17 protein-coding genes are annotated in these 23,778 nt (G+C 38.1%); 10 read left to right on the top strand and 7 right to left on the bottom strand.

Annotation, left to right across the window (positions count from 1 at the left end; genetic code table 11):
* Both DS2_RS15475 and DS2_RS15470 read right to left on the bottom strand, forming a co-directional pair.
* Positions 1-643, bottom strand: a 643-nt coding sequence (locus DS2_RS15475) for a hypothetical protein (RefSeq protein ID WP_035015749.1), incomplete at its 3' end; no start/stop codon positions are given.
* Positions 644-823: 180 nt separating this feature from the next.
* Positions 824-1,327 carry a hypothetical protein gene (locus tag DS2_RS15470; protein WP_160168578.1) on the bottom strand — a complete coding sequence of 168 codons (504 nt, stop codon included), beginning with the start codon at positions 1,325-1,327 and terminating at the stop codon, positions 824-826.
* A gap of 230 nt (positions 1,328-1,557) precedes the next feature.
* Here DS2_RS15470 and DS2_RS15465 point away from each other — a divergent pair, with 230 nt between their 5' ends.
* From DS2_RS15465 to DS2_RS15460, 3 genes are all read left to right on the top strand, one after another.
* A complete protein-coding gene (locus DS2_RS15465; RefSeq protein ID WP_035015747.1) occupies positions 1,558-3,198 on the top strand; it encodes a glycoside hydrolase family 43 protein in 1,641 nt (546 codons plus the stop codon).
* A 127-nt stretch (positions 3,199-3,325) separates the two neighbouring features.
* A complete protein-coding gene (locus DS2_RS20590; protein WP_160168577.1) occupies positions 3,326-3,472 on the top strand; it encodes a hypothetical protein in 147 nt (48 codons plus the stop codon).
* Positions 3,473-3,794: 322 nt separating this feature from the next.
* A complete protein-coding gene (locus DS2_RS15460) occupies positions 3,795-4,370 on the top strand; it encodes a hypothetical protein (RefSeq protein ID WP_035015746.1) in 576 nt (191 codons plus the stop codon).
* Positions 4,371-4,375: 5 nt separating this feature from the next.
* On the opposite strand, the gene DS2_RS15455 is transcribed toward DS2_RS15460, so the two are convergent.
* From DS2_RS15455 to DS2_RS15445, 3 genes are all read right to left on the bottom strand, one after another.
* Complete coding sequence (locus tag DS2_RS15455; protein WP_035015745.1) at positions 4,376-5,269, bottom strand: DNA replication terminus site-binding protein; 894 nt, start codon at positions 5,267-5,269, stop codon at positions 4,376-4,378.
* Positions 5,270-5,278: 9 nt separating this feature from the next.
* A complete protein-coding gene (locus DS2_RS15450) occupies positions 5,279-6,736 on the bottom strand; it encodes a replication initiation protein (RefSeq protein ID WP_035015744.1) in 1,458 nt (485 codons plus the stop codon).
* Between the two features lie 827 nt (positions 6,737-7,563).
* Positions 7,564-8,679: a hypothetical protein gene (locus tag DS2_RS15445; RefSeq protein WP_035015743.1), complete on the bottom strand. Its 1,116-nt coding sequence runs from the start codon at positions 8,677-8,679 to the stop codon at positions 7,564-7,566.
* A gap of 2,246 nt (positions 8,680-10,925) precedes the next feature.
* Between DS2_RS15445 and DS2_RS15440 the strand changes: the two genes are divergently transcribed.
* Both DS2_RS15440 and DS2_RS15435 read left to right on the top strand, forming a co-directional pair.
* The gene (locus tag DS2_RS15440) at positions 10,926-11,810 is read left to right on the top strand and encodes a ParA family protein (protein ID WP_035015742.1); all 885 of its coding nucleotides are present in this window, start codon (positions 10,926-10,928) and stop codon (positions 11,808-11,810) included.
* Positions 11,810-13,042: a hypothetical protein gene (locus tag DS2_RS15435; protein ID WP_035015741.1), complete on the top strand. Its 1,233-nt coding sequence runs from the start codon at positions 11,810-11,812 to the stop codon at positions 13,040-13,042. Before DS2_RS15440 ends, DS2_RS15435 begins: the two co-directional genes overlap by 1 nt.
* A gap of 300 nt (positions 13,043-13,342) precedes the next feature.
* On the opposite strand, the gene DS2_RS15430 is transcribed toward DS2_RS15435, so the two are convergent.
* Positions 13,343-14,812, bottom strand: coding sequence for a tetratricopeptide repeat protein (locus DS2_RS15430; protein ID WP_035015739.1), 1,470 nt, complete (start codon positions 14,810-14,812; stop codon positions 13,343-13,345).
* A gap of 197 nt (positions 14,813-15,009) precedes the next feature.
* Between DS2_RS15430 and DS2_RS15425 the strand changes: the two genes are divergently transcribed.
* Together DS2_RS15425 and DS2_RS15420 are read left to right on the top strand one after the other, a co-directional pair.
* Entirely contained in the window at positions 15,010-16,413 is a 1,404-nt protein-coding gene (locus DS2_RS15425; RefSeq protein WP_035015738.1) for a sulfatase, read from the top strand.
* Between the two features lie 262 nt (positions 16,414-16,675).
* A complete protein-coding gene (locus tag DS2_RS15420; RefSeq protein ID WP_035015737.1) occupies positions 16,676-18,358 on the top strand; it encodes a hypothetical protein in 1,683 nt (560 codons plus the stop codon).
* Here DS2_RS15420 and DS2_RS15415 read toward each other — a convergent pair whose 3' ends face one another.
* Positions 18,359-19,240 (bottom strand): transporter substrate-binding domain-containing protein, encoded by an 882-nt coding sequence (locus DS2_RS15415; RefSeq protein WP_051479929.1) that lies wholly within the window; start codon positions 19,238-19,240, stop codon positions 18,359-18,361.
* Positions 19,241-19,455: 215 nt separating this feature from the next.
* On the opposite strand from DS2_RS15415, the gene DS2_RS15410 reads away from it, so the two are divergent.
* From DS2_RS15410 to DS2_RS20015, 3 genes are all read left to right on the top strand, one after another.
* Complete coding sequence (locus DS2_RS15410) at positions 19,456-20,895, top strand: BNR-4 repeat-containing protein (protein WP_035015736.1); 1,440 nt, start codon at positions 19,456-19,458, stop codon at positions 20,893-20,895.
* A 10-nt stretch (positions 20,896-20,905) separates the two neighbouring features.
* Positions 20,906-21,730, top strand: coding sequence for a DUF1961 family protein (locus DS2_RS15405; protein WP_081754302.1), 825 nt, complete (start codon positions 20,906-20,908; stop codon positions 21,728-21,730).
* A gap of 371 nt (positions 21,731-22,101) precedes the next feature.
* Positions 22,102-23,730: an alginate lyase family protein gene (locus tag DS2_RS20015; protein ID WP_051479928.1), complete on the top strand. Its 1,629-nt coding sequence runs from the start codon at positions 22,102-22,104 to the stop codon at positions 23,728-23,730.
* Positions 23,731-23,778: the final 48 nt, after the last annotated feature.

Here is a 23,778-nt window from a genome sequence, read left to right as displayed (position 1 = left end):
CTAGGCTGACACAGATTTTCGAACGCCCTCTTTGATGGGTTCGCCAATAGTTATTCTCAGGTTCAAAAACACTAAAAGCCAAATAATTATTATGCCCACCAAGCACAATTACATCACCGGAATCTGTACATATTAATTGATTTGTATTGTGTAACACGCCATCGTGCGACGTGTAGCGCAACCAATTTCGTTCGTGTTTATCGTGAACGACGATTTCGCCTTCTGGGTTGAAAAAATACTGACGACCGCTAACATCTTCACATTGAAAGAATAACTCGTCATAAATTTTGTTGCGCTTTCCAGCGTGATCATAACGTAGTACCGCTGAACGACGTTGCATCAACCATACGTAGCCTTGAGCGCTCATGTGTAGTTGGTTGAAAGAAGTGGTTAAATCAATTTTCTCGTTGTTTACTGTGTACCACAATCCATTATCCAATATATGCAGCGATGATTGACCGGTTACAACAATATGTCCTTCTGGGAGTTGTAAAATGGCACTATTTACATTGGATGGCAATTGATGTTTGCGCCAGGCATCTATGGAAGGTTCATAAGACATTGGTGGAACATCTGACAAAGAGGTAACAACCCAAATAGTGCCTGTATCCGTTTCAAGCAATTGACCAGCTTGGTAGGTCATTTCTCGACGTTCGTTAGAAAAAACACGCTTTTTGAAGCTATTTATGGGTAGTAACTGTTCACCTGTGTAATTGAATTTGGATATATCGCCCGTTTCTAAATCTAAGGTCCAAACGTTTTGCTGTGTATCTATTAAAATGTCACTAATAAATTGGCCAACTGAGTTGAAAATGGTGATCTGTTAGTCTTTAAAGACGATGAGTTTATTCGCTGCTGGTAGCCAAGTAGCACCATCATGACCGGTTCGAAATTGCGCTGAATACGGAATGTTTAAACCCGTTTGTACTAATGTCCATTTGTTGTCTTTGAATTGATATATGCGTTTGTTGTCTGCTGCCAACACATTGCCGTTTTCGAGTGCATGAATTGCGGTAATTTTGTTTAGCTTGATTCCGTCTTCAGTTCCATAGTACTTCACCTCACTACCATCGTAGAAGGCAATTTCATTATCAAGCCCGAGCCATAAATGGCCTTCGTTGTTAACACTCATACTGAATAAGCGGCTGCTATCTAACCAGTCTAGGCGACGCCACAGCTTTTGATTGTTAAGATTTACCGTTAATTTTGGTTGATAGTGTTCTAGCGCATGTACACTCTTACTTGTCAGTACATTGAGCATACATATCATCATAAAAGTAAAAATACAGCAGCAAAAATGAAATACGGTTAGTTTGGGTTTTATCATGTATTTGTCTTCGTGAACTATGAACTTGTAAATGTTGGGTGAATATTTGTAATAATATATCAATAAAAATGCTCTTGTTAAACAATATGCCTTGTATAAGAGATTATTAGTCAGTTTAGATATTTTTCATCTTGTTAACATCATTTTAGCAGCTTTCTGCTCAAGTGGGTGTTTTCCATATTAATTGGTGAATTACCTTGTTAATAAATTTAAGTAATAAGCAGGCTAAGATGAATAAAAAATTTGTACAATGGCTTTATATCTTTGTTGGTGTCATGGCACTTGGCTTAGGTGCCCATGCTCAACCTGGACCGAAAAACTTTAAAAACCCAATTATTCCTGGTTTTGCACCGGATCCAACGATTACAAAAGTGGGTGAGGATTACTATTTAGCGAACTCAAGCTTTGAGTTTTTTCCAGCTGTGCCAATTTATCACAGTAAAGACTTAGTCAATTGGCAATTGATTAGTTACGCTGTGTCTAATTCAGACTATCTGCCTGAATTGCGTCAGGTTGACCCTAATCGTGGTATTTACGCGCCAACATTGAGATACCACGACGGTTTGTTTTATATGATCACTACGTGCGTACGTTGTGGTGATAATTTTTATGTAACTGCGAAAGACCCGAGAGGCCCTTGGAGTGAACCCGTTTGGGTTGAAGGTGATCGTGGTATAGATCCTGACCTTTTCTGGGATGATGACGGCAAAGTTTATTACTCTGGCACAGGTATTTTAGACAAGTCGAAAGCGCCGTGGAAACAAGCAAATGGTATTTGGATCCAACAAATAGATTTAAAAACAGGAAAGTTGCTCGGTAAAAAAACACAACTTACATTCGGTCATGCAGCGGAAGCGCATTACACCGAAGGACCACATATTTATAAAATTAAAGGTAAGTACTATCTAATTGTCGCTGAAGGTGGAACTGGCTCAAGCCACGCTGTTTCTGTTTTTAGAAGCGATAAAGTAAAAGGCCCATACGAACCTTTCCAAAACAACCCTGTGATGACTCACAGAAATATGGGTTATAAAGCGTTTATTCATACTACAGGCCATGCAGATTTAATTGAAACACAAAATGGTGAATGGTGGTCTGTTATGTTGGCCAAGCGTAATTTTGGTGGCAAAACCATGCTTGCACGTGAATCATTTTTAACCAAAGTTGAATGGCACAATGGCTGGCCGATATTTAACGGGCCCGTAAATCGAGTTTTGGAAGTAGATAAACGCCCTAACCTACCTTGGAGCCCATTTCCTGCAAAACCGACTCGCTATCATTTTGATGATAAAAACTTAGAGCTCGAATTCAACTTTTTACGCAACCCTGCTAGTAAATGGTATGCGTTGACAAAAGGTCAGCTAGCCATTGATGTGCGCCCTGAAACAGGTGATATGAATAAGGTTAGCCCGTCAATGGTATTGCATAGAACACGTGACCTGCAATATGTTGCAAGTACCCAAGTTAGCTTAAAAAATAGAAAAGATAACGAAGCTGCTGGTTTGGTGGTTTACCGCAATAAAGACAACTGGTACCAGTTTGTTTTAAAAGGTGACAAGGTGGAATTGTCATACTACCGTAAAGGCAAACTCATCGAAGTTGCAAGCGAACCTTATATAGCTGATTCCGCTGTATTGAAAATTGTAGCCAGCAAAGATATCAAGCTGTATTTCAGCTATGGTGAATCAGAAAAACAGTTAAGAAGTATTGGTGGTTCGGTAAATGCTGATGCTACATCTGATAATATCGCGCTAGGCTTTAACGGCCCATATGTTGGCATGTATGCAACAAGCCACAATCAAGTAAGTAACAAAAAAGCTTATTTTGATTGGTTTGAATACAAAGGCTTAGACGACAAAAATGGCCAATAAGCTCGGTTATAATTTTTCCAACACATATGAGCATTACCAAATTCTTTGTATTTAATTAATTTGTAAGGTGAGTTGTACTGATTTTAGGCAACTCATTTAATCTCAAATTTATTCCAAAGGCATAAATATGTATAAGTTCAATGTGAGCTTTGGTTTAGTTCTCTTGCTACTACGTCCAGCCTTAAAAGCTGAAAAACGCATTCCTAACGGCTCTGCGCCCCAAGGTTATTTGCAAAATTCAAAATATCACACTTACAGCCCAACCATGGTTTAAATTATTAAAGTAATATTCCTGCTAGTTAGACTCTTAACCTTGTTCGTGACAACAATAAAAGCTAAAGGAATTAGCCTAATTTTTGCTAAGAAGGGAACCGGGTTCCCAACATGCAATACCATATAATTGTTACGGCGTAATATTCAACGTCGACAGCAACTCAATATCTTGCATTATGCATATCACCAACATAACAAAAGAGCATGTTGGGAACTTTCATGGGAATAGCGCGACTATAAAAAATCTTTCTTTGGATGTCTTTATTCATTGCAGCTGGAATGTTTTTACCTGATAATGTTACAGGTAACAAAAGGAGGCATTTATGGATCATACAAGCAAAGACGAGCATTGGTTGGCTTTTGTCACTAAAGACAAAGAATTTGAACGGCTCGATCTAAACATACAAAATAACCTTAGACAAATGAGTTATCGACAAGCTCAATCATTGTTAAAACAGACTTTGGATGACAATACCTTTAAAAAGTTGAATGGCCGCTTCCGTGCACAATTACACAGAGCAAAAGTCGGTAAGTCTACTCTCACTGTTGATGGCTATCTTCTGCGAAAATTAGATGCGATGAAAAATAATATTGGTGCAGACGATTATTCGGATTTACTCGAGTATTTGTTAAAACCAGATGGAGCATATAAGAAAGAACTTGATACATTTCATACTAACAACCAGCAACACAGATTGAACACACAGAACATTGAGTCTGATTTTAGTCATTTATTAAAACAGCTTTATCCAGAACACCAAAGTCTGATTAAGAAAGTTTTGGAGTTAACCTTTATGCAAGGGGCGCTATCAGCGAAAACGTCCGGTCGCTTACAGGATCTAGAACAAGCTTGCGAAGAGCATATAGATAAATTTCAATACAACATCGTTAACTTGTAAATCGTTTAGGTACAAGCGTATAGATAGAAGTGTTCGGATAATCTTTTATAATTGCGAGCCCTGCCCTCTTTTATGACCAACGGATGTTTCGGAGGTGGCGCGAGTAGCTTTCTAAATTTAAATTCTCCGTCCGTCTTTACGATGACAGGCAATTTACACTTTATGCGCTTTTTTGAGCCGGCAAAAAATACCATAGGTTCTACAGGTTTTGGGTCAATCGTCCTAAGTTCAGTATTGTTATTGGCATACGACTCTATTTTTGCAATAGTCTTTTCAATTTCTTGTTGCCACTGTTTGTTGGTCAAATCCATTTTCGGTTCAAACATTTTATTGTTCAATTTTGCAATTAATCCCTCTACATCAGTAATTTTTCTATGGATGAAATCCACATTCCAGGTAAAACTCGCGCAACTGTGTGAGTCAATCTCGTGGTCGATATGACGAGTCATCATTAAATGATTTTTCATTGGTAATGCATTAAATAAAAGATCATTTTTAACATAATTAGATTGACCAACACCATCGCTCACATAAGTCGGTTTACCGTTGTCTGCAATATAGTTGTGCAATAACTTTTTATGTTCGTTAATACGGTTAACAAACCGAATTACCTTATTAAAGGTAGCCTCGCAGTTAATAGCGATAATGCCGGGATAACGAATAACCAACTTAGCATTAGCCCCGGCTTCAATTTCAAAATGTTCAAACGCACTCAGAATATCTTCTAGATTATCTTTTAGTTCGTAAGAGGAAGGTGATTTTGATAGTGAACAGACTGGGCCGAGTTTATAGGCTATAGACCTAATATTTTTTCTGTTTTTAAGCAGAATGTTTTTGAACTCGACGATTAATTGAACTAGCTCTGCATACAACCGCTGTACGACTATAATGTGTTCCAATAAAATTTCCTATTGTTGAATCAAAGGTAACCGATTTTTGTTTGCTTTGAATTCTTGTTCAATCGTTTCATCAGCATTCTTTAATAATCGCTTCAATTTTGCTTGGTCAATCATGTCGTCAACCAAACCGCTATTAATCACGTACTGGCGAACGATCGCATCCTTAGCAGCTTGCGGTAATTTATCAAACAAACGGGATGGATTGGTTTTGTTTTGCGATTTAGCGGCTTGCTCAATGAGAGCATCTTTTTGTACTTGTGAAAGTTCACTCATATACTCAGCGACAACGCTAGCATTATAAGCGCCCTTCACTTCAGCTCGTTTAGCTTTTTTAGCTTCATTAAGTTGTTGTTCATAGACAATCTTTTCTTGTCTTTGTTTTTTGCGCTCTTGTTCTAAAGAGTCTTGGATTTTAGCCCATATTGGTTCAAACGCTTCTTCGTTCCTTTCTAAACAAGTTGTTAAATACCTAGACTCATTACCAGGTCTAATAGAACCTATCTTCTCAATATACTTTTCAATACAGTATTGTAAGTAATGATATTCTTTGGAAGTTAATTTATGTAATGAATTTGTTTGTCCAAGTTTACGGTCATAAAAATTTTCAGCAGCCTGTTTTAAACCATGCTCAATAAGCAGGTTTAGAACTTGTTTAGCGACACGGTCATTCAGTGAATTATCAAATGATTCTTTTAAACTTAAACCAACAAATATTGTGTGAACAGGCTTGCCAACCGTTTTAACTTGAACATTAAAATCAATAAAATTTGATTCATTAATATTTTTAACCGCTTTAGAAAGTACACGTTTGTTGAAATCTCTAAACTCTGCATTTGCCCAGACTTTTTCACCGTTTACAATTTCGTATGGACAATCCACCGCTTCACGAATACCGTCTACAGAATAACGAGTAGAGTTTTTCCCATCACGCCAATTCCTCAAACACAACTCGTAGAAACGAGGAGTATATTTGTCACTCCATGCAGAGTTAATCAAACTGACATCATAAGCTATGCTTGCCAATCCTCTTAAATTCAGGAGTTCCCGTCTCACTAGCGGGTCTATGCGTACAGATAGCACACCATTGTCAATTTTTGCACCACTAATTATATGTAAGTAACCAGCACTACCAGTATCGTATTCGCCTAACCCCCACTCGACTTGCACTTGACGCAGAGTTTTAACGGTTTTTTTTGCACTATCACGGTTTGTTGATTTCCAACCCATAGTTTGGCAAAACTCAACCCAGGGTACTTCGAATTCTAATACACTCTCACCAAGAACATCTTCGGCAGTATCAACCGATGTGTAATGTTCAATAACAAAGTTTTGTAAACTTACTTGAATAGCATTAAAACATTTCAGCATAGTTGCGGTCATAACGCCGCCTTCCGATGTCATCAAAGACACGCGGTCACTTTTATAAATTTCGTTTTTTTCTTTTTGTGCGAGATGCTGTTTTGTCATTTTTGCTTTTAGAGCGTTATAAAGTGGCTAAGAAAATACACTATGGCCACATTAGTTTCAACTGTTAGTTATCCACAGGCTATTTATAAAGTGGCTATTTTTACGTGTTAAGAGGCCTTGTTTACGTATAACGTGGCATTATTTACGTCTTCAAAATAATCCGATTCGTAAATAAGGCCACATTTAGTCGTATATTAAGCCACGGTTAGTCGTAAAGACGGCCACAGTGCTCGTATAATTAGCCACTTTAAGTCGTATTTAATGCCTCATTATATTATTTTAGGCCACATTGGTAATGTAAGTTACTGATTTTATTAGTCCCGGCTGGATCGATCAGATCTAATATTTATATATATAAATATAGATCTATCGATCTTATATATTGATCCAAATTTAATTTTTAAGGATTTTAATATGTTAGGAATTCGGATTTTCAAAGGGTTAATCAACAGTAACGTGGCATAGTTTACGTGTTTGATTAGTTAATGTCGTAAATAGTGCCACTTTTGTAGTAATTTTCGTCGCTTAAATGTTTCAATGTGGCCAATTTTACGATCAGTGAATAGCTTTGAAGATAAAAAAGACGCCTTATTAGATTATTTTTTGGCCTAGACGCTTTATTGTGGCCATATTTACGAGTTAAATTTAGCGTAAATCGTATTTCCTGCCACTTTTTTACTAACAGAATGGTTTAAAGTGGCACAATTTACTACCTGTTGTTTCTAACGAATTATTTTCGGCCACGTTAGTCTAGAAATTGAGCTATGTGTCTTATGTTATGGGATTTTCTCTTGCTATATTTTAGTAAAGTCGCATTTGTTGCCACGTTAAGAACACCAAAAAATCACGTCTTTTTCTAGTTTAATTCTAATACTCTGAATAGGTTTTATATTTAGCTCACTAATAATTGATGAAGAGACATCACTATCTTCTAATGTGTATTCAATTGTAGAAGCTAATTTTTGTTTAGTTTCTATTAGATCTGCTTGTTTGTTGGTGGTTAATAACCTATCTAACATTGTCTCTTGAATTGTCAATGCTTGGATATCGTTAATACAAATGTTTAACAACACAAATATGTGAAGGTTGGTTAAACACCTATGTGTAGACAAATTTATACGTTCTAAAATCTTTGGAAAAAATATCATCAAAGATGATTCTAATAATTTGTTGATCAGTTCGATAGGAAATTCTAAATCGTATTCTATGAGGGGATGTTTATTTCTTTTAGTTACTAATTTATAAAAATACGAGTAATTAACGTTTTGGCCTTCGGCTACCTTAAAATTAAACTCACTTAATTGTTCAACTTTTTGTTCGAATTCAATGACAGAGTAATTAGGATAGTCACTACTTCTTATAGTGAGTTTGTTGTTGTAGAGTTCTGAAGAAGGCAACTCTCTTTTAGACATTAATTCGGCTTGGGTAAGCTTGTGCTTATATAAGCTCGAGATTATTTGAACATAAAAATCTATGGCTTCATTTGGTACAAGTTTGTTTGTACTAAATTCATTTCGTTCTGTTTTTAACTGACTTTCAACCATTAGCATAAGGGCGAACCAGTTCGAAGCATATAAATGCCTGGTCGATTCTTCATGTTGTGGGTTAGATTCTCTGATACTCAGCTGATTACAGAAAAAAATGTCTACAGGTTTATTACCCCTACCCTTTCCTTTTACTCGATTTAGAATTCCCATTGCACATAGCTTATTTGCTATATGTCTTATAGTTACAGGTTTTCTTGATATTTTTTCTGCTATAACTTCACAACTCACCAATGTTGGTGATTGTTTTGGCTGCAAGCTCAGTGCACTCATAAATGATATTTGTGACATAGTTAGAACATTATCTAGCCCGCTTATGTCAAATTTGCTCATCAAAAAATAAGGCGGTTTGCCTGAATCAGGTATGTTGTATGTGCCAACTAGTTTGGTATTTTCCATATAAAAATTAAAAATAGGGTTGAAAAATTATAAATAGAATAGCCCAAATCTAACTTTCTCTCAATGTATATAAAGTCTCGTACGAGACGCTTTGTAGAACTTAATTATTCACTAATAAGTTTAAAGTGCGAGATAAATGAGTTTTAAGATGACACAATTATGTAGATACCTTTCATGCCAATATCTCATTATGAGTTATTTTTTTTCTTAATTGGTTTTTGCCGTACCACTTGTCAGTTGCATGTTTTTATTAGTTTACATCTGACCAAACTTAGAAATAGAAGAACATTTTTATAAATAAATCATGTATTCAGCTAATTTAAAATAGATTTAGGTAGCCTGAATTCCCGATTGCAATTTGTATTCTAGAGGCTATTTATCCATATAACGGCTTTGTAATCGATAGTAATATTTTGCTATTACTGATGCAGATACCTTTGTTCTAAGGATAAATATTTCCCTACGATAGGCATTAATTAACTTAGTCATAATTTCAATGTATTAGCTTATTAGTCATCGAGAATTAAGGTTGAATATGTATAAAAACGTTTGAACTGTTTTCCACTGATAGACTATCGACTCTTTTTGTTTGCATTAATATTCCAATTATTTGGCAGTTTAACAATTAATAAGAGAGAGCGAGATAAATTTAGTGGACTAAATGTTCGATTTCATAAACTGTTATTAGGTATTATATCCATGGGCTAGCGGCAAATTTCGCTTTATATACTTAGAACACTAAAACATGGCCGGTAAGAATTTAGTGACTATATTCTTGTCTGGTGCAATTTCTGAAATTGGCTAACACTACAATTAAGACAAATAGCGTGTAGTTCCTGTTGAGGTTTTGTGCTCAAATATATTCTGTTAATACACAATTTTTAATTGAATCTCATCATTGAAGACCTAATAGATTAAAATAGTTATAGATTGATGCGAACCACTTCGAATTGAGCCAATGACTGTCTATGTTAGGGTATTGCTATCTGTGAAATATCGCATTTATATCGCAAATTACACAATAATCACTATGCCTTGTATAGACACCAAGCAAAGCGGTACAAAATCAGACTCAAACGCACTACAGGCCATACCAATTTAAATAGAATTATCTTTATTTTTCTAGGCCGTTTTGTAGCGCTTGTTTTTGTATCCCTCATTTGCATTATGTTAGAACAAATAATTGATACCTTGATAGTCGTTAATAGGTTTACTTACAATTGGTACAAGCAACTAATAGAAATTAGTTCCTGCTTAAATTCACAAGAGTCTCGTGCGAGACTCTATTTTCAAAAGTAAAAAAGCGACTAAAGATTGAGAAAGTCAACACGCCTTTTTGTTGGCCCCTACCCCAGCTTTAATATAGTCAGGCGCGAATCTAGTTGAAATGCCAAATATTAAATTATAGCCAGTAAGTTCAAGCTATTAAAAACTAGTTTAGTAATCAATTAAAAATATATACACAGCATTAGTTAACGGCAAAAAATACGCGTTATTAATATGTGAGCGTAAAAATTGTGAGCAATGTTACACTTGCGACTGGTACTATTGTAGTTACACTGAGCATTTAAATACCTGGTTGTTACTTTCAGTTGCTCAAACAATATGTGATTAAACAAAGTGTGATTCACGTTTACTGCGTCGCATTAATAAGGGTTGAGCCAATATTAACGCTAGCTTTGTGATTATACTTAAAAATTTGCAGTTCTTTTTTATTCAATTTTAAACGGCTAACTGTTCATAACAGTGGTAATAGTGACCTTTCAAAGCGGATAATTGATGCAAGTTTGACTCGAGATAGATAGTTCAGTATAGCGACAAACGTCATTGGCAATTCCTGAAATTGATAAACTGCAGTGTGATATGGGTTCACTAAAGTATATTTTGCGTGATAATCGCTAGTTTGAATAGATTAGAGACTAATCAAATACAACAATGATATATTAATCTTTTGAGCCTTAACATACTTGGTTGCCGATTATATCCGCAGCTACAGACAGTCGAACGATATAGATTAATTTCGATACCTTACATTCATGTATACCCATGGCCTAGAAACTTTTATTGTTTAAACTTCAAAGTTCCAATGCAAACTTTAGTTTAACCTATTCTATATTAGTCTCGTACGAGACTTTATGATTCCAACTAGTCGAATCACTATTGATAAAAATATTAAATAATGCCCTATACACAGTTATAAATAGACGTTATCATTTAAAAATAGAACTATAGTGAGGAAGAAAATCATGAAGGTAATCGCAGTCGCTGCCCGTAAAGGTGGCGTTGGAAAAACATTTTCTGCTACTACATTAGCGGTTCATTTAGCTCGAGGGATCGATAACTTACCGCCTCTTAGGGTGTTATATGTTGACGGTGATAGCCAACAAAATTCCACTTACTATTTCCTTAAATATCTAGCACCAGAAACAAAATATCAGACGGCTGAGCAATGGCCTCTGCCCTCAAATCCATTATGTGAACACGGTGGCACCTACAGTATTTCTGATATTTTTGCTGGTCAAGACTTTATAGAATATCCAACCATAATCGAAAATCTCAATGTTGTACCTTCAGATGGCGGGATAGATACCTTCAATGGTATGTTCAAAGCAGATGAAATTGCAGAGGAACCTTTAACTGCTGTTATACACCAATTCCGAGGTCTCGTGCGATTGGTCGAACAAGACTATGACGTAATGATTATAGACACGCCACCTTCGCGCACTTATGCTGCTCACGCCGCCATTGCTATTGCTGATCAAGTTATCGTTCCAGTCAATTTAGATATTTGGAATGTAGAACAAGGTGTGCCTGCTGTATTGGGTGATATTCAAAACATAGCTCGTCAATACAGAAATGAAGACCATGATTTTGTCGGTTTATTCCTGAATAAAGTCAGTAAACGTTTTAACAAAAAAGAAAGTACTTGTTACGACTTGCTTAAAGGTATCCCTGGTGCTGCTCCGTTAATTCAAGAGGAAGCCTTTACTAAGCGCACAGCTTTTGAATTGGAATCTTTACCAGACGATCCTGAAAACTTTGAATACATGAGACAGCCCGATACCTTCAAAATGGTCAAGGATTTCGTTGCTAAAATTTATCATAAATTAGATATACAAGAGGTGGTCTAGTGAAAAGACAAATCACCCGGCGTTCATTTGATTCAATTGGCAAAGAGCCAACTGTTGCTGATACAACGCGTAGACGTTTTAAAAGTAATAAGTCAACTACCACTGTTCTTAATAACGTGCTGTTCAACCCATTGAATAGTCGAATCGCCACCTCACTATTACGTCGAGTTAATGATTCAGTTATAAACAAATTTAAGTTAAATGAATTGTCCGAAACTGCCGCATTAAAATGTATTGACAACTGGGTTGGAGAGGTACCTGCAAATGAAGTATTTAGTTTTATCGATGGTGATACAACTGAAGACTTCACATCGTTTGGCGTAGACAAATCTTTGGTTCAAGATATTAGAGAATTGTACCCATTAGGTAGCGATGAAGGTTTATTTATCGGCAAAGACTTTTCGCTAATAAATATAAAAGATGAGAAGCTCAATGAAATCGCTAATGCGTTTTTAGATTCAGTTATACGAGTCTGTGAAAATGTTAAAGCGGGTTCACTATTACAAGATAAAATAAAAACAATGCACATACGTGGTCAAAAATATTTGATTACAGGTGGTGGTCACAGAAGGGCAGTCGCCTTAGCATATGTTGATGGCTGGCAATCGTCGCAAGATATTGAAGTAGAAGCGACAGCTGAAACATCTTTATTAGACCTATACACTGAAAACAATAGTAAAGAGTCTGAATCAAAATTTGAGCGTTTATTAGCGCAGCACAGATTATATAGTTTCCTTAAAGCTAAAGGAGCGACGGCAGATGAAATGCGCGCAAAACTCCAGCTTTCTCGTTCTTGGTATTTCAAATTAATAAAGATCCTTAAGCGTCCAGTAGTAATAGAATTAATTAAAAAGAATCCAAGCATATTAGATTCTGTTGGTTTAGAAAGCATTTCAAAAATTATTGATAGCTTAAGCGAATTAGAACATGATGAAGCTAAATTTACCCAAGCTTTAGAACAATCACTGAGTGATTTTAGAGCGCCAGTGAGAGAAGAGACAGTAGAAGTCTCGTACGAGACTTCTACTGCAAAACCATCCGCTTCTAAAGCTACAATTGAAAAGTCAGTAAAAAAGACCAATCAATTATTTAGTAAAGTGTTGAAGGAACAAACTTCATTTAGTGCGTTATTTGAACTGATCTTTCCAAATGAAAATGCATCAACTTTGTCGCAAGAACAACAACATGAAATGTTGCGCTCAAAACTAGAATCATTGATCACAAAGTCATAACTTGTTCAAGGCGCAAAAATTAATTGCGCCTATCTTTAGTTCAGTTCTGAAAAAACCAAAATAATAAAATGTTACAGGTAACATAAAAGTTCGTAAATATAACTATATTTAAAAAATAATACTATATTGATATTTGGTGGGGTGGGCTGGCGTAATATTTGTCACTTAGTTAATACTTTAGATAGCAAGTTGATTGACAAATTGGATGCTAGACGACTTTAAAGCCAAAACTATCACAGCCTGTTGATTGATGTTTTAACGGGTAGGGCAGTGGTAAATGACCACTGCCGATTTACTTTGTTATTCAACTATGAATACTCGGCCAGTGGTTAACTCTGCCAATAAGTCTTCCCAGTCACTAACGTCCCAATTGGCACGATCAGCCATTCTAATTGCTTTTTCTAAATTATCGACAACCTTTTTAAAGTCACGCGCTTGCCTGTCTTTATAACTAAGTGCTAATAGATAGTAATACTCTGGATTACGAGATTGTGAATCTTTTACCTTATCTAAAAGCTCAATAGCATGATTAACATTGCGAATACCTTGATCTTGTGACAGCAATTTGATTTCAGCTACACGGATACTCGAAGCTTCATGCCCCTTCTCGATAGCTGATTGATACCAAAACAGTGCTTTTTCTTCATCGTGTAATATCCAAGGGCTCGTTTGAAAAAAACGCGCTAAACGATATTCTGCTCGCGATAAGCCATATTTACTTGCTTCGGTGATCCAATGAATTGCGGTTGGAATTTCTTTTTGCTCTCGATAAAGCTTCAAACCATATTCATACATCGCAGATGGATGGCCTTGTTTTGCTAAGGAAAGGAGTATTTTCTCTGCCTGATTAGGTTGATCTTCGAGCCAGGGAAAATTTAACATTGCCATGGCTGCTTGATATTGGTCGGTCAAACTGTGGTTGCTTGTTCCACGTTTGGCGACACTTCTGTATTCACGATAAAGGCGAGGGCGTTCTTCAACTAAGTCAAATTGATCATAAGTTGCTGCGCCAAGATATGCTCTATGAACAAACTCGGCAGCTTGGCCGTTGAAAGTCGGTTTAGGCAACGGAAACAGCTTGTAAGCGTCTATGTACCTATTGACCGACCCTAGCTTCTGTATTTGGTTTACATAGCGTATAGAGCCGTCTGGCGCGACGTCGTGGTCCAACACCAGTAAAGGTGGAGCTGTTGTAATCATAGATACGTCAGAACTATCAGAAAACTCGTCATCTTCATCAAAAAAAGCGCCACTTGTTTCCATTTCAAACCCAATACCGAATTCATCTTGCAATTCGTCTAAGTAAACTTTGTGATCAAGCTTGGGGGCGCCATCAAAGGTAAATTTTTTGCTTAAGTTGTTGCTATCTATCTGTGGCAAATAGCGTTGTGCGCCTTTTGTTAGTTGTGCTGCTGTTTCGTCGAGTAGGTTTTTTATCTCTAAGTGTTTTTCTACAGGGACAACGGCCATCATTTTATCCAACAATTGCTGTGCTATATGATAGTTTTGTTTTGCTGCAGCATTTATATACATGAGTGCATTTAGCTGATCTTGCTTTACGCCTAATCCCTTTGCGTACATAAGGCCTAGCTGATAATGCGCATGAGCGCTATTTAGTTCTACACCGCGTTTGTATTCAAGTGCTGCTTGCTGGTATTGTTGTTGTTTATATAGACTGTTGGCCTTTAACAAATTGGCCGAATAGCTGTTAAAAGGGGTTGATAGCATAAGCGCTAAACCCACAAGGCTTGTTGTTAATTTTTGTTCCATAATTATCTACTCGATTTCCTCGTTTTATTTATAGACTGACTCGTCTACGCATAAATGTTATGTGAGAACAAGAAAAAATGATACCTAAATAATCATGAATGCTCACAATTGTTCAATTAAATTTACAAGAATGATTTACACTAATTTAAACTGAAATATAATGACTATAAATTCAACCAATTTAAATTGGAGATTGCATGATCAAATTAATCATACAAAGAACCTGTTTGGCGATTACGCTTGTTGCTGTTGCAGCTTGCAGCCATATTGGTGGTAAAACAGACACTGACATTGCTGCGGAAAATCAAAATAAACGACCACCGAATATATTACTCATTTTGTCAGACGATCACGCCTGGAATGATTATAGCTTCATGGGACACGAGATTGTTAAGACACCAAATATAGACAAGCTGGCGAATGAGGGCGTCACCTTCAAACGAGGATATGTACCAACGTCGTTATGTCGACCTTCACTTGCAACCATAGCAACCGGATTATATGCCTACCAACACGGGATAACAGGCAATGATCCTTCAAGACTCTTACCTGGTGGTAAGAAAGGTGAATTGTATGCACAGCAAAGAGCTGAAATCATAGCCAAAATTGACCAAGTTGACACATTAGCTGAATTGTTAAAACCCAAAGGGTATGTATCTTTGCAAACCGGCAAATGGTGGGAAGGTAACTATAGCCGCGGTGGTTTTGATGAAGGCATGACCCGAGGGTTTCCACAAAAAGGGGGTCGTCATGGTGATGATGGACTCAAGATTGGTCGTAGCGGGGTGAAGCCAATCACTGACTTTATCGACCGCACGGTTGAACAAGAAAAGCCATTCTTTGTTTGGTATGCGCCGTTTATGCCGCATACACCGCATACACCGCCGCAGCGCATTTACAAAAAATATCAAAATTTAGGTTTGGCTGAATCGGTTGCTAAATACTACGCGATGATAGAGTGGTTTGACGAAACAAACGGGCAGCTATTTAATTACCTGGAAGAAAAAGGTCTTAAGGACAATACCCTAATTGTATATGTTTCTGATAACGGATGGATTTCTAATCCACAGCAAACGGACCGCTTTTTACCAAAATCAAAACAAAGCCCAAATGAAAGTGGTGTGCGTACGCCTATAATTTACTCACTGCCAAGTCAATTTCCAGCTCAAATGCGTGAAGAAATGACGAGCAGTATCGACATTGTACCAACTGTTTTAGGCGCTGCCGGGTTACCTGTGCCTAAAGATCTACCTGGTTTAAATTTGTTTAGCCAGTTAAAAAATAAAACTCCAATTTGGCGCGATACCATATTCGGTGAAGGGTTTGCTCATGATATGGATGATCTTAACAAACCTGAGTCAACGTTAATGTATCGTTGGGTTATCGATGGAGATTGGAAGCTTATCGTCAGTTATGATGGCAAAAACGTTAGTTATCAAAAATACCACGATCAAATCAATCAACCTCCGAGATTATTTAATGTAACGAATGATCCTTACGAGCAAAACAATTTAGCTGCCCAACATCCGCAAATAGTCGCTAAACTTAAACGCAAGCTCGAGGAGTGGTACCCGCTAAACGAACGAAAAATGATCGAATAATTAGTTAAATTTTTTGAACAATATCAAAGCCCTTAGCTACCAGCTAGGGGCTTTTTGTATGCATAAGTCCACTCGTTAGTTCGCATTTAGGTTGTTTTTTTTAGTAAGTTTGAACTATACTGCTGTTCAGTAAGGTGGTAAGGCCAATTGTTGCGGTTGATGGTATTAGCCATGATACACTTTGTTTTGCGGAAAATGTGCTAAGCTAAAAATCAAAATTGGTCACGTTTGTTCACAAATTTATAATTACAAGAGGAAGTCGATGAAACGTATTCTCATGTTATCGGTTGTTTCTAGTTGCATTTTAGCAAGCTTGGGGTGTAGCAAGTCTCCGGAATCAACTAATTCAGCTACAGCAGTGCCAACAGAGCAGGCTTCCGCTGAGGTCTTTTCTGCAAAAGCGGCGAAAGACAATTTAACCTTTGCTAAAAATCAGTATTTAAAATTGATTGAGCATGTTGAAAGTTCGCGTCACCTAGATGTTAAAGAGGGGTGTAATGCGACACCAGAAACCGTTTGTGTGCCACGTTCGCAAGAGGGTGATGAAATCCATATGGAGATCCCCGAAAAGTGGACAAATGGCTTCTATCCCGGCGTATTATGGAAGTTGTTATCCGCTAAAGACAATATCGCTAATTGGCAAGGTGGTGAAGAACAAAAGTTATATGAAACTGCCTTGTATTATCAAAAAACATTGTTTTCAGAGAGCAAGCGTGGTTCCACCCATGATTTAGGTTTTATCTTGTATGACTCTTTTGGTGAAGCCTTACATTATGACGGGCTAGACGCAAAAACACGTGCTGAATATGTAACTGCACTAGACGTTGGTCGTGCAACACTTGCCACTCGCTATACTGACGATGTAGGTTTAATTCGTTCATGGGATTGGACGCCTCGAATGCGAGTGTTGACGCTTGAAGACGGTGAGCAAGTGGTTGATAGGTATACCATAGCAAACCCTTGGACTTACCCTGTAATTGTTGACAACATGATGAATCTCGAATATCTGTTTGCCAGCGATAATGCTCGCTATCATGAGATCGCTTTTAATCATGCCAAGCATACTAGTGAAAACCACTATTTTTATGATGAGTCTGACACCGACAAGCAATATCCGTTGTCGTATCATGTGTTTGACTATGGCGCGAATAAGCCCGGAAACTGGCAGGGCGTAGGTAATGTATCTGCATGGGCGAGAGGACAAGCTTGGTCTTTATATGGCTTTGTAACCGTGGTTGAGGCGATGGAACAGGCCGAAATTGATTTGTCGTCATACCCTGACTTCAAAGCCCATTTAAGCCGTTTATACGGAAGTATCGAGCATTTATTAAAAGACGACAAAGTACCTTACTGGGATTTTTTTGCTGCAAGAGAAAATGCTTACGAATATGCCGAAAACCTTTCCGACGATACTGCTGTGTTCCATGGTATTTTGAGTTTATGTAGCAAGTTACTTGAGCCACATATATTACCATATGTTGGCTATCGCCCTATGGAATTAGAAGCGTCAATGTTGTCTGAAGAGTCATTAGAACGCTTAGAAGGCAAGGTAAATTGGTATGGCGAAAAGATTATTCAGGGTGACAAATTGCTACCATGTGGTACCAAAGATTACCCAGATACTCATGTGAAAATACCGCGTGATACCTCTGCTGCCGCGATTTATGCCGCTGCTTTATATCGTTACGCAAACTACACTAAGGATAAAAATGAGCGAGAACAATATGCAGGGCTTGCTGATAAAATCATGGCTAAGCTAACGCAAGAGTATCGCACTGATCGCCAAGCAACAGGTCGTGAAAGCAGTTACGAGCTAGGGTTTGTATTATCAGAAGCTACAGGTGACTTTGGCAACGGAGGAGAAATAGATACGCCGATTATCTACGGTGACTTCTACTTTATTGAAGCGAATATGCGCAAACTAGAATTAGAATCGCGCCAATAATCATTCTAATGTAAATGGCAGTGGGCTTGAAGATTGCTGCCAAAAAGTTTGAGCATTGTGTTTGCTCTCAGCACTTAAAAAAGGGTTCTCTACATAGAGAACCCTTCTTGTTTCTAACGCTAAGTCTGTAGGTACAGTTGCAAAAAACTGGGCAAAAATCTTATCGAATTTTCCAGTTTTAATTAGGCTGTGTAAACCACTCTCAATTCGTTTGGCCAGAGCTGGATTATCTGCGCCGACAAAAAAGTAAATTGGCAGCTCTGTATATAAAAGAATATTGTTCTCAATGGCGAGATTACCAAACCTTTTTTGAATAATACGCTGAGTTTCGCTTGCTTCTATGACCCCTCGTGTTGTGTAGTCGAATCTGCCAACATTCAGCATTTTATATAAACTGTGGTTGGTATCTGCTTTGACATGCGCAAAGTTATGATATTGATAAACTTGTGTCATTCGCCATCGCGTTCCGGTCCCTTTAAGCAATCTTTTTAACTGCTGTAAGTTAGAAATACTATCAAACTTGGTTTGGTCTTTTGCCTGTATAAGTAAAAACCTGTACCCCATTAATCCTTTGTATAATGGCACTCTGATTGGTATTAAGTGCCTTTCTATCTTCTTTTCTGCTGGGAAGTAAGTGACATCTGCTTGGCCTTTAGATACTAAATACGCTCGAGCATCATAACCATAACTGACTGATACTTGTTTAACGCTTTCGAAATGATTGTGTGCTGTGTTGGCGTTGAGCGCCGCTGTTAATAAGCGATTTGTGTATGCTTTGCGGTCATCACTCGTCCCTTTGGCAGCAGTCAAGGTAATTTCTGCCACTGCGTTGGCCGCAACGAACAATGTTAATAATAAAACAGCAAGTTTGTGCAGCAGCATATCAGATTACCTTGTTACGCAGTTTGTAGAGCTGAGCAATTTATCGTAGACCTTATAAAGCTTAGATACGAATGGTTCGATTTGCCAAGATTTAGTAAAGATTGATGGTTTGATAGCAAGTTGCAATAAATTTTGCTGTATTTAAGGGTAGCAATTGGCGAAGTGGGCTGCTTATTTTATATGACCCCTGACGTTTAAATTGGAAACAAATAAAAATGATAAAACTTAATTGCCTAATTTTAGTTAGCCTGTTTGCTTTAGTGGGTTGCCAAATGACTGGCAATGGTCATTCTAATAGCAAGCGTAAAAATATCCAGGTCGATTATTTTACCGATTCAGGCTTGAGTAATCCGGTTGCCACTTTACAGCATCCAGCTGGCGAACATGCTAATGGCATAACTTATGTAACTTACCAAGGGCCACTAGAAGACCCCTATGTTGCTGCTTACAACCACAATACCCAAGAATGGCTTGGACCGTTCAAGGCTGGCACCAGCGCGATGGGCAAAGATCCAACACGAAAAATTGATAATCATGGTAAACCTGCTTTAATTATTGACGACTTGGGTTACATCCACATTGCTTTTGGTGGCCATGGCGGGACGCCGGACATGGGTGAAAATGATATGGGTAACTACAATTATGGCAAGTTAAAGCATGTTGTTTCCAAGCGCCCTTACGACATAACAGAATGGCAAGAGCTGGATAATGTTTCGCCTTTTGGTACTTATAATCAGTGGGTTAAAACCAGTAATGGCGATCTCTACTTATTTTATCGCCATGGCGCACATCAAAGTCACTGGGTTTACCAAAAATCGACTGATCATGGCCGAACTTTTGGCAAAAGAGTCTCAGTTATGCAACCGAAAACACGCAGCGATGGTTTAGGGGTTGATTCTTGGTATGGTTATTTTTCTGAAGAAGCCCAGGATACTATAGCGCTGGCTTATATTTATCATCGCTGCGGTAACAGCCATGCCAATGGTAAGCATTTAGGTGAGCGCTCTAATGGTTATTATATGCAAATGAATACTAAAACCGGCCAATGGTCTAATGTTCAAGGTGAAGCTCTGGCCACTCCGATTGACCGCGAAACGGCTAATCAAAAAACCTTAGTATTTAAAACCGAGCATACCGATGACTGGACAGGTATAAGTACGGTTCATTTAGACGATAATGGTTACCCGCATATTCGTTTTGCCCGCGGGCACCATAAAAACCGTCACCAAGGTGGTCCGAAAAAGGCGGTTTATTATCGTTGGGATGGTGCTCAATGGATTGCAAGCAAAATTGGCCATCTGCCTATTTCTAATGGTGATCATATTGTGTACTCGCCTTTAAAAATAAGTGCTTTATTAACCAGCAGGGCACAAGATAAATCTCATATGATTTCGTGGCACCATAGTGTTAATGGCGGTAAAACCTTCAAAAAAGGTGATGTGGTACTGGCAAATAAAACCTTTGGTGTGCAAGTATCTTCATTTATTCGCAACGCCCATCCTGATGCTTTGATGTTGGTTTCAGAAAAAATCGAGAATTCACATTTAAGAAGAATGTATCTGGTTGGTGAAAAAGGGCCTGTACTTAGAGACTTGGCTCAAGCAAACAATGTGTCAGCTGCATTTAAACGTCAATACCAAATTAACAAGCAATAAGTGGTTAGTTATGTATAAAAAATTGAAAATAGCCTTAAATTTATTATGGGCCGTTAGCTGTGCCGCGCAAGCACAAGAGTTAACCAGTACGCAAGCTAAACAAATTGAATTTAATCAAATTAACAACTCAGCTTGGCAACAAGTTATGTTTGATTCTGGTGATAAAAACTGGCGTGAGCATTGGTTTGTCGACGGCCTTGTTGGCTCGGTGGAAAATTCTCCAAAAGGTATGCATGTAAAAGCTGGACCTGAAGCAAATAATCACGCGCATCATTTTGTCGTTTGGAGCAAGCAAATTTTTACAGGCGATATTAAAGTCGAGTATGAATACACCCGTACCGACTCAGCTATTCGCTACGTTAACATTCTTTATCTGTTGGCCAACGGTGAGGGCACGGCTCAATTTGATAAAGATATTATGCGCTGGGCTGATTATCGACAAGCGCCTTATATGCGGCACTATTTCGACAACATGAATACTTACCACATTAGTTATGCAGCATTTGGGATAGAAAATAATGATGCTGATAAAGATTATGTTCGAGCGCGCCGTTATCTACCGCTTGAAAACAGAGGTTTAAAAGGTACAGCATTAGAAGGTGATAATATGAACACTGGCTTGTTTAAGACGGGTGTTCCACATCGCATTACTGTGATTAAAAAAGGACAAAATTTATGGATGAGAGTTGTTAATCAAACGCAAAGCCAAATTTATCATTGGGATTTGACTAGCCACCCAGATATTACAGAAGGTCGCATTGGCTTACGCCACATGTATACTCGCAGTGCTCGTTATAAAAATTTCAGCGTTTCAACATTAGCACCAGCGAATTAATTTAATATGCAAATGAAACGCGACAAAGCCACATAAAAGGCAAGCTTAATGCTCTGCCAAAAAATATTAACTTATGCGCCTAGACAGCAGCAATAGGCGCTTTCACCTCTAATTAGTAAAAGCAATGAGCTAATAAAAATTGACCTTTAGGGGTAGTAATCTCATTCGTTAGTAGCTCTTCTTAATAAAGACAAAGTTTCCGATCCCGGCACCACGCGCCAATATTTTTTAACAAGATGCCATGGCAAGTTCAAAGCGATATCTTCCTTGCGCCAAGGGCTCTGTTGAAGTTAGCTGAGCTAACAAGCGTGTTTGCCGAATTTAATATGAAACCAGTCGTATTACGACTATATAACAATAAGGCTACTAACATGAAAAAAGCATTATTAATAACCCCAGCTATCATATTTGGTTTGGCTGCTTGCGGCGGCGGTTCAAGTAGTGGCGGGCAGGATACGAGTAATCCACCGCCCCAAACCCAAACGCCCACACCAACACCTACTCCAACACCTACTCCAACACCCTCGCCAAATTCAGCCGCTAAATTTTCGGGGGATTTAGCTGGCGAAGTCAGCTTGAACGATACCAGCTTAACGGGTTTAGTTGTGGTTTCTGACGTTGACCCAGGTGAAGCTGGTTTGAATACTTCGGCGACCGCTCAATATGGCAACTTCTCAATTACAGAGCAGGGCGGTTGGACATATAACTTAAACCCTGCGCACGAAAAATTTACTGCTTGGACGAGTGAATCAGACAGAGCGGTTGAATCCATCACACTCGAATCTGTGGATGGCACGACAACTAAACTTGTCATCACAATTAAAGGGGTTGATAAAGCAGATAACCAGCGACCTGATGAGCTGATTTTTTTAAATGAAGACAAACTGACTCAGGCTAAAACTTTACTTGAAGCCAATAAAACTGAATATGTCGACGCTTACCAAGCGCTTATGACCCTTGCGGATAAAGAATTAGATAAAGCGGTAGATCCTGTTACCAACAAGACGTTAATTCCAGCAAGTGGTGATATTCACGATTATTATTCAATAGGTCCTTATTACTGGCCAAACCCAGACACAGACGACGGATTACCATGGGTTTATCGAGATGGTGAGTACAATCGAGATACTTCTAATGGCCCTACAGCTGATTATAAACGCCGCAGAGATATGCTCAATGCGTTGGAGATTCTGAATCTTGCGTTCTATTTCTCCGAAGACATGGTTTATTTAGAAAAAGCCAAAGAGATTGTCAAAACTTGGTTTGTAGATGAAGCTACTAAAATGAACCCGAATGTAAACCATGGTAGTGCTGTCCCTGGCAAATCAGACGGCAGTGGATTTGGTATTTTACAATGGAATAGTATTGGTCATGTGATGACATCAGTACAACTGATTGAAAAAAATAACCTATGGACAGACTCGGATAGTCAAACCATGCAACAATGGTTTGCTGATTATTACACCTGGCTAACCACTAGCGAGTTAGGTATTTTCGAAAGTACCCGCAGTAATAATCATGGCACCAACTATGACCATCAAGCACTGGGTCTGCAAATTTACTTGGGTAAAATTGCTGACGCAGAAGCACAAATTGATGTCACAAAAACACGAATCGACTCACAAGTTGCTGCTGACGGCAGCCTGCCTGAAGAGTTAAAGCGCTCTAAGTCAGTCAATTATACGGTAAATAACTTATGGGCTTTAACGCGAATAGTGGATCTTGGTCGCCGCCACACTAACAATGACTTATGGGCTTATACTGGCAAAGATGGGGTTAGCGTAAAAAAAGTTTTTGATTTTGTGGTGCCTTATTTTAATAACCCTGATGCTTGGTCATGGAAACAAATTACCGGTGGTGGGGTTGAACCATCATTACAAGACTTAGCATTGCCGATGTTTAGCAAAGCAGAACTTATGTTAGGTGAAGATATTTTACCAGACAGTTTAGATGGCTCGGATAAGTTTACTGCCATCGAAATACTGACGTATGCGCCTTAATTTAATCTTGGCTAAATAATTAAGCAAAAAATAAACCCCATGCATAAG

Source organism: Catenovulum agarivorans DS-2 (assembly GCF_000568405.1).
Lineage (GTDB): Bacteria > Pseudomonadota > Gammaproteobacteria > Enterobacterales > Alteromonadaceae > Catenovulum > Catenovulum agarivorans_A.
The sequence above is the reverse complement of the archived record's forward strand: the minus strand, read 5'-3'. Positions and strand labels throughout refer to the sequence as shown.